Raw genomic sequence first — 12,932 nt, forward strand, 5'->3', positions numbered from 1 at the left:
TTTTATCCTTGTATTTCTTTATAGTATAAATGCGATTCATTTTTCTTGATTGTCTTTTGTTCTGGAATTTTAAGCACTTGATAAAATTTTGAATTTTCTAAATATTTTATTTCAATAATATCTCCTATCTGTATATTGCGACTTGCTTTGATAGGGATTCCATTGATTTTTATTACACCACTTGCTAGCATATCTTGTGCAACAGCACGTCTTTTTGTGATATTAACAATATTCAGAAATTTATCTACGCGCATTTTTATCCTTAAAATTTACCAAATTGTAGCCAAAAGAATATTAAATTGTTGCTATAATAACGCAAAATTTTTAAGGAGTAAAGATGAGCAAAAAAACTATCAAAAAGGTTGTGCTTGCTTATAGTGGAGGTTTAGATACAAGTGTAATTTTAAAATGGCTTGGGGATAATTATCATTGTGAGGTTGTAACTTTTACCGCAGATATTGGACAGGGAGAAGAAGTTGAGCCTGCACGCGAAAAAGCGCAAAAATTAGGAATTAAATCCGAAAATATTTTTATTAAAGATTTACGTGAAGAGTTTATCCGAGATTTTGTTTTTCCAATGTTCCGTGCGAATACTATTTATGAGGGAGAATATTTACTAGGAACAAGCATTGCCCGTCCCTTGATCGCCAAACATTTGGTGGAAATTGCAAAGCAAGTGGGTGCAGATGCAATCTCACACGGAGCAACGGGCAAAGGCAATGACCAAGTGCGTTTTGAGATTGGTGCGTATGCCCTTAACCCAGATATTAAAGTGATTGCTCCTTGGAGAGAATGGGATTTAAATAGTCGTGAAAAGCTATTAGAGTATGCAGAATCTGCGGGGATTCAAATTGAAAAAAAGGCGAATAAATCTCCCTATTCTATGGACGCAAATTTACTTCACATTAGTTATGAGGGACAGATTTTGGAAAGTCCAAATGTCGCTCCAGAAGAAGATATGTGGCGTTGGAGTGTTTCACCAAAAGATGCGCCCGATAAATCTGAAGTGATTACAATTGAGTTTAAAAAGGGCGATGGAATTGCAATTAATGGAGAAAAATTAAGCCCAGCAGATTTTTGGAATAAATTAAACGAATTGGGTTCGCGCAATGGAATCGGACGTTTAGATTTGGTAGAGAATCGTTATGTAGGTATGAAATCACGCGGCTGCTATGAGACACCCGGTGGGACAATTTATCTTAAAGCGCATCGTGCCATAGAATCGCTATGCCTTGACAGGGAAGAAGCGCATTTAAAAGATGAAATAATGCCAAAATACGCTAGTTTAATTTATAATGGTTATTGGTTCTCTCCGGAGCGTGAAGCTTTGCAAGCTTTGATTGATAAAACACAACAAAAAGTTGAAGGTATTGTGCGATTAGAACTTTATAAGGGAAATGTTATTGTTCTAGGTAGAGAATCTAAAAACTCCCTCTTTAACACTGCTTATAGCACTTTTGAAGAGGATTCCGTGTATAATCAAAGTGACGCAGAAGGGTTTATTAAACTTAATGCTTTAAGATTTATTATTTCAGGAAAAGCTCGCAAATAATTCTACTTTGATGTGATGGAGGTTAATAAATTCCTTTTTCACATCTAAATTCTTAATTTCAAAAAGCATAATAAAAATATAAAATATCAATGACGATATAGTAGATAAAATAATTAAAATGCAAGAATCTTCCCTAAACTTGCAATGAGATAATATTAGGTAAAGACTTTGTAACTTGTAAAGCCAAGCTACAAAGAGATAAATAAACTGGAATAAGTAGGGTTATGAGTTTCGCTTTTTTTGTATCCATTCACTAAAATTTGCCAAATACATATAAAACAAAGGCACAAAAAAGATTGCTAAGAAAGTAGCAGCAAGCATACCTCCAAGCACTCCTGTTGCGATAGAATGTCGGCTTAAGCTCCCCGCTCCACTGCTTAATGCTAAAGGTAAAACACCTATGCTAAAAGCCAAAGAAGTCATTACGATAGGGCGAAATCGGAGCTTCGCCGCTCCAATAGCGGATTCTATAATACTTTTTCCTTCCCCCTCTCTTAAATGCGTGGCAAATTCTACAATTAAAATTGCATTTTTGGCTGCAAGGGCAATCAACACGAGCAACCCAACTTGAAAATAAATATCATTTTCTAAACCCCTGATAAATGTCGCTAAAATTGCCCCAAAAAGTGCGAAAGGAACAGCACTAAGCACACATAAAGGCATCAGCCATCGTTCATATTGTGCAACCAGGATTAGAAAGACGAATATAAGCCCAAAGATAAATGCTGTTGTGCCACTTGACTGACTGACTTTTTCTTGATAGGTTGAGCCAGAATAAGCAATGTCGTAGCCTTGTGGCAAGATTTGCCGTGCAATTTCTTCTACTATGGCAATTGTATCCCCACTAGAGTAACCCTCATTGGGATAACCAATAATTTGTGCTGCTGGGAAAAGATTAAAGCGATTGACAATTTCTGCTCCTGTGGTATAATGGAATTTTATAAGAGAGCTTAGAGGCACAAAGTTACCATCTCTTGATTTTACAAAGACTGCATTTAAGTCTTCAGGAGATTTTCTGAAGTCTTGTTCAGACTGCGCAATGACTCTAAAAGTGCGGTTAAAAAGCTCAAAATTATTGACATAATAGTTTCCAAAGGTTACTTGCATTGTCCTAAATACTTCATTAATATTGATATTTAAAGCAGAAGTTTTTTCTCTATCTAGTTCTATGGCGACTTGTGGAGTATTGACAGATAAGCTTGTAAAAATATGACGAATTTCTTTGCGTTTTAAGGCTTCTTGCACCATTAAGTCTGCATATTTTTTTAAGTCTTCTAGACTTCCCCCCTCCTTGCTTTGAAGATATATATTGACCCCACTAGAATCCAAACCGATGATTGTTGGTGCTGGTGCGGCAACAAAACGTGCATTAGGGTAGCTTTGTAATTTTTGTGTAACTTCACGGATAAAGGCTTTATCGCTTTTAGAGGATTCCGTGCGCTCACTCCAATCAATTAAGCGATAGTAGCCCGTGCCACCACTGCTTTTAAGTCCTTGTGATAATTGGCTATATCCAGCAATTGTTGTCATCTCTGCTACAAGAGAGTTTTGCTTTAAGAGGGTAATTAAGTCTTGTTGCACTTGTGTTGTGCGTGAGAGAGAAGCACCCTCGGGTAAAATAGTATGGATATTTACGATTCCCATATCCTCTGATGGCACAAGTGAGCGGGAAACTCTACCAAATAAATCATAAGTAACATAAAACATTCCTATTAAAAGTAGCATAAAAAGCAACCCTCTTTTTAGTACTTTCGCAACTTGTGAGGAAAATTTTAAAGTGAGTTTTTCAAAGAGTTCGTCAAACTTTGCAACGAGATAAAAAGGCTTTTTTGTCTGTTTTTTTAAATACATTGCACAAAGACTAGGTGTAAGCGTGAGAGCAACACAACCAGAAATAACGACTGAAATTACAATTGTAATGGCAAATTGCCTATAAATTTCCCCACTAAACCCTCCCATAAAAGCCACTGGGATAAATACGGCACTTAAAACAAGTACAATTGCAATCACGGGGGTTGTAATTTCTTGCATAGATTTAATAGTAGCTTCTTTGGCGCTTAAATGTTCTTGGTGCATAATGCGTTCCACATTTTCAATCACAATAATTGCGTCATCTACTACGATTCCAATGGCTAAAATTAGTCCAAAAAGTGTAAGTAAGTTAATTGTAAAGCCAAATAAGTATAATCCAACAAAAGTCCCAATTAGTGAAACAGGAATTGCAATGCAAGGAATAATTGTCGCCCTAAGATTCCCTAAAAATAGATAAATAATCAACACAACCAAAATAATGGCTTCTACAAAAGTTTTCATTACCTCTTTCATGGATTGTATGATAAATTCTGTGGGTCGGAAAGGATTGGAATATTTCATTCCTTCAGGAAATTTTAGAGAAAGTCTCTCCATTGTCTGTTGCACATTATCTGCAACATCAAGGATATTTGCACCGGGTTGCAAAGTGATTCTAAGAGGAATGGAGGGAGTATCGTTGTAAAAATAAGAAGTCAGATATTCTTGTGCGCCAAGCTCTACTCTAGCGACATCTTTTAATCTAAGTGTAGAGCCATCGGGATTTGCTTTAATGATAATGTTTTCAAATTCTTTTGGGCTGGAAAACAAGCCTTTAGAGATAATTGTATAGGCAAAATCAGTTTTTGCAGTGGGTTCTACTCCAAGTTTTCCAGGCGCAAATTGTGAATTTTGCTCTTGGATTTTATCAATAATTTCTAAGGGCGTTAAATTCAAAGAAGCTAATTTATCAGGGAAAAGCCAGATTCGCATTGCATAATCCGAGCGTCCCCATAAATCTACATCGCCAATTCCCGAGATTCGTTTGAGTTCATCAATGACATTAAGAATCGCGTAATTTGCTAGATAAAGTTGCGAATGTTGGGGATTATCTGAATAAATATGATACATTCCAACCACAGCAGTAGAGCGTTTGCGCACTGTTACGCCTAGTCTTTGCACTTCGGTGGGGAGTTGGCTTATCACTGCTTGCACACGATTATTGACATTGACGACCGCCATATCTGGGTTCGCATTATTATTGAAGAACACACTAAGGTTCATCGTGCCACTAGAGGTTGTAGAGGTTTGAATATAAATCATATCCTCCACGCCATTAATACTATTTTCCAAAATACTTGCCACATTTGTAGAAATGGTTTCTGCGCTTGCTCCAGGATAATTTGCGCTTACAACGACTTGGGTTGGAACAAGCTTTGGGTATTGCTCTATGGGAAGATTAAAAAGGCAAATAAGCCCAGCAATCACGATGATGATTGAAATTACTGCAGAAAAGGCTGGGCGATTGATAAAAAATTTTGAAAACATTGATGATATTTACTTTCCTATTGAGTCTCGTGTTGTAATTATATCTTATGAACTTAAAGAGATTGTGAATCACCTTTATTTAGATAATATTTAGAGTAGTAAATTTTGTCTATTTTGAATCTACTGCTTTTTCATAAGTTTTTCCCAAAAAGATTCCAAGTAATCCCCAAACAAAAGAAATCATAGCACCGCTTAATAGCACACACAAAATCCCGATATTTGCGAGCAAGCTTTCAGCTTGGGCAGAGAGTGCGTCTCCTCCGCGATATACCACTGTGTCAAGGAAATTTTTGACTTTATATTTGGAGTCCGAATCTAGTGGGACAAAAAGCATTTCGCGTCCGGGTTTAACTAGCGCATATTCACCCACGCGCCGAATGCTCATTACGATAGCCAAAGGCAAAAATGCAGGGTGTGTGAAACTAAGAGTGAGGAATCCCAATGCGATGACAAAGCCAAGTATGCTAAGAAGGCTCGTGATTCCAAAAAATTTTGCAATTTTTGCAGTCAAGAAGATTTGAATGAGCAGTGCAGAGATTTGTACGATGAGGTCAATGTTTGCAAATGCTGCAATTCTCGCCTCGCGTGTGGGAAAAATCTCGCGGATAATCCGAGCTTGTTCCATATACAAAAAAGTAGAAACACTCGTAAGCAATAGGATAAAGGCACAAAGTGCTAGGAGGTATTTGGAGGCGATGATAAGCCTAAACCCGACAAAAGGATTCTTTGAGCCAATGACTTGGTTGAATCGTTCTAGTGATTCTGTATTTTCAAAATGCTGCAACTCACGCAAAATAAGATTTTTTAGCATAATACCGATAAAAAGCAGAGCAATGGAGAGAAAAACGAGATTTGCCACACCAAGATTTGCCACTAAAATACTCACACTGCTTGCCCCTGCAATGCTCCCAAGACTTGCTCCTGCGGAGATGATACCAAAAAGTCTCGTGCTTGCCTCTTTGCTAAAGACATCGGTGAGCAAGCTCCAAGCAGAGGAGAAAGCAAAGAGGTTAAAGACGCTAATCCACACGTAAAACACACGAGAAAGCCAGATAAATTCTGCGGTGTGTGGCTTGAAAATCTGCATTAACTCATAAAAAATAAGCAAATTGAGTGCAAAAAAAATAAAAATACAATCGGCATAGAATCTTCGCTTGATTTTGGTGCTTAACCACATCAGGAGCAAAGACGCAAGGATGCAAGCAACAAAAGTCGCCAAAAAGAGCCATTTTAACTCCTCTTGCCCTCCCTCTAGTCCCAAAGCATCACGCATAGGACGCAAAATCGCATAGGAGCTAAAGAGCATAAAGATAAACCCGCAAGAAAGGGCTAAGAGCTTAAATTCCCCGTCTTTAAGGCTAAAAAGTTTATAGATAAAAGCTTGCATATTTTCCCTTTGGTAAAATGATGCTGTAATTATAAAGCCTGATACCTGATGTTTGTCAAGAGAAAAGCATAAAAAAGATAAAAAGTTTCAATCCTCGTATTCTTTCAATTTCTTTAGCAATTCTTCCGTGCTAGCAAATTCATTGTCTTTTAGCGCATTCTCGCCCCATTTGGCTTGTAGATAAGGAATCTTTGCATTTTTTGCCGCTCTCTCATCTTTTAAGCAATTTCCAACAAATACAGACTTGGCAAAGTGAGCATTTTGTAAGATAAGATAAATCATTGATGGATTGGGTTTAGATTCTATTGTGTCATTTGTGCCGATGATAGAATCAAAATATTGGTCTATTTTATGCCTTTGTAAAATTGGCTTTAACCCAAGTTGTGGGGCATTGGAAGCAAGGGCTAGAAAGTAATTTCTTTTTTTGCAAGTTTGGAGCATTTCGCGCACTCCCTTAAACAAAACCGCCCTTTGCTCGTAATGTTTGCTAAAATAAGATTCAAAGCCAACCTTGTAGCTTTTATGCGGAAAATTCTCAATACCATAAAAGATTTTTGCGCAATTAAGATTTGGCGTATGAATTGCGCGTTGCATTGTTTCTTGTGGAAGTGCAGGGAGATTCCTATCCGCTCTAATTGCATTAATGGCTTCATAAATAGCATTTTCGCTATCTAGCAATGTTCCGTCCATATCAAAAATAACATTTAGCATTCATTCCTCCATAAACTCATATCAATTTCTCTTTAATCTAAAATTCCCAATGCTTGATAAAGCAGAGGAGAGAAAAAGCCCCACGTTTTTAGGTTTTTGTGAGAAAAGCACTTGATTGTGGGCTTTTGCTTGTGTTAAGATTCTGTAAGTATGTGCTTGCGTGGGGTGCAAGAAGTCTTGCGTCATTATCGCACAAACAATAGGCAACAAAAATTCCATCTTTTCATACGCTTGTGCGCAGCTTTGTGGGGCAACAATAAATTTTTGCGCGTGTTGGCAATGTGCGGAATAAAATCATCTACATATTCTAGTTCGGTGGCGTATCCATAGGATTCCATTGTATTTCCTTATTCAAAAATCCATTGCTTATAACGCGGTAGTTGCGATTCTATGGCAAATTTGCGCGCTTGAGATTGGAGATTCTTTGAAGAGAAAAAATGGGGTTGCGCATAAATAAAGCGCATAGCCTCGCTAAAAGCCTCTTTGTCATTAAGGGGGATGAGAATGCCTCCCTTGCAGATTTCACAATGTCTTTGGCTATCTATAAACTCGCCTAGTGGCTCTAAAATTTCTTTGGGCGCACAATTAGTCGTAAGAAGTGGAATCCCAAGCGCGAGGGATTCTACAAGCACATTAGGAAAACCCTCGTGATTGGAGGCAAAGACAAAGCAGTCCGCAACGCTCAAAGGAGCGTAAGGATTTGGAGTACGTCCAAGCAAATGCACACAAGATTCTAATTGTAGTTCTGAAATCTGCGTCTCTAGCTCGCCTCTTTTTTCTCCCTCGCCAAGAATAAATAAATCTGCCTTGTTTTTAAAATCTTGCATACAATCTATAAGCAAGCGATGATTTTTGCCACTATCTAGTCGTCCAATGCTAATAAAAGCGAATCTCCCGCGCGCCTTGCTTGCTAAAATTTGATTCTTTAATGTGGAATCCTCGCGGCTTTGTGTAGAAATTTTTGCCAAATCAAAGAAATTTAAAAGCAAGGTGATTTTGTCTTGTGGGATTCCAAAGTTTTCCACCAAATCCGCAAGATTTTGCGGGGCGTTTGCGCTAATTTTGTCCGCTTGGTTATAAAGTAATGCAATCAACTTGCGATTTATCGTAGAAGCAAGATTGGAATAACTATATTGTTTGCTTGGGTGGCTACGCTCACAAATTAAGATTTTAGGAGATTTTCCGCTCAATTTACACAACATACCTGCTAGAATATTAATGTAGTTTGGACGTGTCATTAGTGAGAGTGAAATTTCACAATTTTGAATGATTTGGCGATATTTAAATGCAAGTAAGGGAAGTTTTAGGAGTTTTTTAATCCCGCTTTCTGTGGCGTGATTCTGTCCCAAAATGATTTTTTCCACATTTTGTGCTAGTGGATAATGCTGAATATCCTCTAGCAAAACAAGCGTGATGGCATATTCCTTTGTCAGATTCTCCAACAAAAGCGAAGTAATGCGCTCTGCACCTCCTGCCCCCAAGGAATAGAGCAATATAACAAGTTTCATCACGGCAACTTAATCCTTTGGAGATTTCATCTCGTTGTTGTGCAATTCTACTTTTAAAATTTCTACGCTAACAGATTGCGCAAGAGAAGTCAGAATCTTTAAAGTTGTGCTGACCATAGAATCTACACTAAATTTTTCTACAATTTGCGCACGTGATTGTGCTTTCAGAGATTCTAGCTGATTAGAATTGCGGAGTGCATAGAGGGATTCTAAACATTTTAATGCACTTTTTTCCTCTTTGGGTGGGAAGAAAAAAGAATAAGAATCCTGCCCAAAGTTCGCGATAATTTTACTTTCGCCCACATCACTAACAATTGGCACACAACCACACGCCATTCCCTCTGCAATGGAGTTAGAAAAACTTTCAGTATAAGAAGTAGAAAGAATACAATCAAACAATGGATAGTATGCTTCCACATCATTTTTTGCCCCTAGGAATAACACTTTGTGTTGCGTTTCTCCTAAAATATTCAAACAATCTTTTAAAATTTTCTCTTCACATTTTCCAAGTGCAATGAAAGCAACTTCCGATTCTCCTTGTACTTTTGATTGTTCTATAAACTCTTTTGCAACACGTGCAAATAGTGGGTAATCCTTGACTTTATCCATTCGTGCAACAATTCCAAAGACAAAGATATTTTCTGCTATTCCAAGCTCCTTTTTGAATCTTTTGATGTCTCTTCTATTGAATCGCGTGGTATCAATCCCATTATAAACCACAAGTGCCTTTTTCATATAGTAGCCTTTAGATTGATAAAACCTTAGCGCATCATAGGAATTACAAACAATCGCATCGGCGAAGCGACTAAGTAGCCTTTGTGTATAAAAGTAGAGTTTAGAGGCTAGACTAAGTTTATTTACCTCAATAGAGCTAGAACGGAATCCAAAAATAACTTTTGTGCCTAAAAATGCGCTACAAATCAAGCTAAAAATATTCATTTCAGGCATAAAAGCATAGATGCAATGGGGTCGGAAATCTTTAATTACTTTGCGATAAGCCGATAAAAAGCTTATATCGCTCCTCCCCTTTTTATGCAAACAAATATGCGAGATTCCTGTTATTTCGTATTCTAAGCGTCCTCCACCATAAAGAGTGCAAAGTCGTAGTTCTACTTCAGGATGTTTGGCAATCTCTTTTGCAAGTAGCACCCATTGCCTCTCTGCCCCACCGAAGTTTAAAGACCTGATAGCTAATAAGATTCTAATTGGTTTCATTGGTTATTTCTCAACTCTTTGACGAATTTTTAGTTTTGGCAAACAAGATACAGGCAAAAATAGACAGGCAAAAGCTTGCAACGCAAGCCAGTTTGGATAGATAGCCAAGCTTTGCAAGATTTTTTTAAGAGACTTTTTGCGGTCTCCTCCTTGCCGATAGAGCAATGCCGCAGTGGCGCAAAGTTTAGCTAAATGCTTTGGACAGCACTTTAAACGTTCTTTGTAAAAAAGTAAAATATCTTGCTCGTAGTTTTTAACCATTTCTAAAGGCTTATATTTCAAGCTCTGCGTAAGTGATTCTGCGTGGATTCTATAAAACTTCAAAGGCTTATGGATATAATAGCAAGGTCGCTGTTTATGTAGTTTGAGCCATAATAATCCCATATTCCCTCGTTGTAAATTTTCGTTGAATCGTCTTTGTCCAAGTAATTTGCGTTCAAATAGCGTAACAAACTCTCCATCTAAACGACCTGAAAGCACTTCTTGGAAGCTAATCTCACGTGATTCATCTAATCCTTGTCCAGAAAGGAAGCCATCATCACTTCTTGTGCAGTTTGCAATAATGATACCATATTGCTTACCAAAGTGTAAATAAGTTGCTACCATTTGTGAAATTGCTTCTTTAAACAATAAATCATCATCGTCTAAAAGTAATAAGAGATCGCCACTTGCATAGTCTAACCCATTGTTGCGGTTACCAGCGCTTCCGCGTGTTCTTGCATTACGCACAACTTTTATGATTGGATTATCTTTTGCATATTCGCTTGCGATGCTAAAAGTGTTATCTTCTGACCCATCATCACTTACGATAATTTCTAGGTTTGGATAGTCTTGGTCTAAAATGCTCTCAATAGATTCTGTGAAAAAATACTCACGATTATAAGTGGTTAAAATCACGCTAACCTTTGGAAATTGTGGATTTTCTGGAATCTCATCTAGTAACTTTTGGCTAAATTCTTGTGGTAAGTCTTTAATATTAAATGGTTTAGAAGTTTTCATCATTTAATCCTGTTTAAAAACACTAATATCGGCTAAAAATACCAAAACTAAAGCCTTAAATGTCTGCATAACAAATTTTTTGTAAAGTGTTATTCTGCAAACGATAAATAGAATCGCAATGAGCAATCGTGCTTAGTCGGTGTGCAATGATGAGCAAGGTTTTATCACTCGCAATTCTATAAATTTCCTCCATAATCTTTGCCTCCACTTCTGTATCTAATGCGCTTGTTGCTTCATCTAGCACAAGGATTTCAGGGTCTCCATAAAGTGCGCGGGCAATAGCAATTCGTTGTTTTTGTCCTCCACTAAGTGCAATCCCTCCATCACCCACTTGTGTTTGCAAGCCCTCTTTTGTTTGCAGAAAATCATAAATTTTTGCATTTTTTAGACAAGTGATAATTTTTTCTTTATCCAACTCTCTCCCAAAAGCGACATTTTCTGCAACACTTCCAGCAAATAAATAGACATTTTGTGGGATATAACCTATTTTGGAACGCCAGCTTTTTAAATTTGTTTTATCAATCTTCACATCATCTACTGAAATTGTGCCATTTTTGGGAGAGAGTAAGCCAATGATGCAATCTACCAATGTGCTTTTACCGCTTCCAGATTCCCCGATAAAAGCAATTTTTTCTCCCTTATAAATTGTAAGGTTAATTTCTTCTAGCACGGGTTTTTCCTGATAGCTAAAGGAGAGATTTTCTAATCTAATCTTCTCTTTGAAAGTGGCTTCTATATCGCCTAGTTCTTGTGTCTGCATTTTCAAGTCTTGATAGATGATTTCTAAAGAACGGAAGTTGAATAGGATTTTATTATAAGAATCTAAAATACGATTGATAGAGGGTAAAAGGCGATAGAGCGCTAACACATACATAGAAAGTAGTGGCAAATAGCTTGTTACATTACTAGGATTTTGGACAAACAAATAAAGCACGACAAGAATCATCATACAAAAACCAACAGCTTCTAAAAGTAGGCGTGGAATGTGAAAAAAAGTTTGATTTTTGATATTTGCGAGGGAATATCCAGATAAAGATTGTGAAAAATTTTGCCAAATAGAAGCGGAATCACTTTGAAGTTTAATGATTTTGTAGTTTCCAAAACTAGAAGCGAGAGTTTCAAAAAACATTTTTTGGTGAGATTCTTTTTCTCTACCCTGTCTTTTAATTTTTAAGGCAATGAATCGCGCTAAAAGGAATCCTAAAATTGCTAGAATAAGCGTTAATCCAAGTGTAATTTTGAAATCTACAAACAACAATGTGCCATAGATGAGAAGAACAACAAAAACTTCAGAAGTCATAAATAAAAAAGCTGCAAGAAGAATGGTGAAATTATGCGCTTCAGTCGTAATGGTTTTGGTTAAATGGCTAGTGTTTTTAGTGATGAAGTCTTCATAATTGATTCCCAAATAACTTCTAAAGAGTCTTTCAACAATTAAATGATAGCGTCCGAAGGTAAAACGCGCTAAAAGATGCTGATAGAGCAAGTTAATTAAGCTTCTAAAAACATAGAATATCAAGAGAGTGATACCAAAGCAAAGAACAAAATCATAAGAGGATTTGAAGTTTAAAAACTCATAAGCCAAAGAAAAGTAGGTTTTGCTTTGAATAAGATTAAAATCACTTGCCACAGCAATAAAAGGGGCAATAGCGGAGATTCCGATTAATTCTACCATAGATACAAGTAAGGAAAGAAAAAGTAGTCCATAAATATAGCGCTGGTCATAGCTAGAAAGGATAAACTTGAGTTTTGAAATCATATCAACCTTAATGAAAAAATGGAGTTATTTTACCAATTACTCTCTTAACATAGAATCATAATATCCCTTTTGCTCATTATTACAATTTTTCACCCCATCATTACCTCTTCTGGTAGCCATTGCGAGGAGTGAGTGAAACAAAAGATGAAGCAACCTATAATGTCGCGTACTTTAAACTTACAATATTTTTCTATTTATTTAAAAATTCTATCTTATTTGACTTGTATTTCGCTCTAAATTATAGATTATCACGAGTTTTTGCAAAACTCTCACAATGAGAGGAGAAAGAATCTGCTTTAACCCAAGTTATGGATTTGCAAATGTGGGCAAATTCCTAGTGGAATGTGCGCTTTATCTTTGTTTGCAATGACAAATTCTTCAAGCATTGTCTTAGTGAAGGTAAGAAAGAATTAAAACTTCTTCTTATTCACATCACTTAGAATATCATCTGCAATTTGATTTACT

At 36.8% G+C, this 12,932-nt stretch carries 11 protein-coding genes; 1 reads left to right on the plus strand and 10 read right to left on the minus strand.

All coding sequences use genetic code 11. The annotated features are described in order from the left end of the window. Positions 1–2: 2 nt before the first annotated feature. Positions 3–254, minus strand: a complete 252-nt coding sequence (locus Q0Y61_RS06980) for an RNA-binding S4 domain-containing protein (RefSeq protein ID WP_297813488.1) — start codon at positions 252–254, stop codon at positions 3–5. Between the two features lie 83 nt (positions 255–337). Between Q0Y61_RS06980 and Q0Y61_RS06985 the strand changes: the two genes are divergently transcribed. After that, entirely contained in the window at positions 338–1,552 is a 1,215-nt protein-coding gene (locus tag Q0Y61_RS06985; protein ID WP_297813511.1) for an argininosuccinate synthase, read from the plus strand. 222 nt (positions 1,553–1,774) lie between these two features. On the opposite strand, the gene Q0Y61_RS06990 is transcribed toward Q0Y61_RS06985, so the two are convergent. From Q0Y61_RS06990 to Q0Y61_RS07030, 9 genes are all read right to left on the minus strand, one after another. After that, positions 1,775–4,888 (minus strand): multidrug efflux RND transporter permease subunit, encoded by a 3,114-nt coding sequence (locus tag Q0Y61_RS06990; protein WP_297813514.1) that lies wholly within the window; start codon positions 4,886–4,888, stop codon positions 1,775–1,777. 109 nt (positions 4,889–4,997) lie between these two features. After that, entirely contained in the window at positions 4,998–6,275 is a 1,278-nt protein-coding gene (locus tag Q0Y61_RS06995; RefSeq protein ID WP_297813517.1) for an MFS transporter, read from the minus strand. Between the two features lie 87 nt (positions 6,276–6,362). After that, positions 6,363–6,986 carry an HAD family hydrolase gene (locus tag Q0Y61_RS07000; RefSeq protein ID WP_297813520.1) on the minus strand — a complete coding sequence of 208 codons (624 nt, stop codon included), beginning with the start codon at positions 6,984–6,986 and terminating at the stop codon, positions 6,363–6,365. A 21-nt stretch (positions 6,987–7,007) separates the two neighbouring features. Further along, positions 7,008–7,193 carry a hypothetical protein gene (locus Q0Y61_RS07005; protein WP_297813523.1) on the minus strand — a complete coding sequence of 62 codons (186 nt, stop codon included), beginning with the start codon at positions 7,191–7,193 and terminating at the stop codon, positions 7,008–7,010. Then, a complete protein-coding gene (locus Q0Y61_RS07010) occupies positions 7,172–7,324 on the minus strand; it encodes a hypothetical protein (protein ID WP_297813526.1) in 153 nt (50 codons plus the stop codon). Before Q0Y61_RS07010 ends, Q0Y61_RS07005 begins: the two co-directional genes overlap by 22 nt. Positions 7,325–7,333: 9 nt before the next feature. After that, positions 7,334–8,494, minus strand: coding sequence for a glycosyltransferase (locus tag Q0Y61_RS07015; protein WP_297813529.1), 1,161 nt, complete (start codon positions 8,492–8,494; stop codon positions 7,334–7,336). A gap of 9 nt (positions 8,495–8,503) precedes the next feature. Further along, positions 8,504–9,709 carry a glycosyltransferase gene (locus tag Q0Y61_RS07020; RefSeq protein WP_297813532.1) on the minus strand — a complete coding sequence of 402 codons (1,206 nt, stop codon included), beginning with the start codon at positions 9,707–9,709 and terminating at the stop codon, positions 8,504–8,506. A 3-nt stretch (positions 9,710–9,712) separates the two neighbouring features. Continuing rightward, on the minus strand, positions 9,713–10,711 hold the full coding sequence (locus Q0Y61_RS07025) for a glycosyltransferase family 2 protein (RefSeq protein ID WP_297813535.1): 999 nt from the start codon (positions 10,709–10,711) through the stop codon (positions 9,713–9,715). A 52-nt stretch (positions 10,712–10,763) separates the two neighbouring features. Continuing rightward, positions 10,764–12,467, minus strand: coding sequence for an ABC transporter ATP-binding protein (locus tag Q0Y61_RS07030; RefSeq protein ID WP_297813537.1), 1,704 nt, complete (start codon positions 12,465–12,467; stop codon positions 10,764–10,766). Positions 12,468–12,932 lie beyond the last annotated feature (465 nt).

The sequence above is a fragment of the uncultured Helicobacter sp. genome (assembly GCF_947367035.1).
Taxonomy (GTDB): Bacteria; Campylobacterota; Campylobacteria; order Campylobacterales; family Helicobacteraceae; genus Helicobacter_D.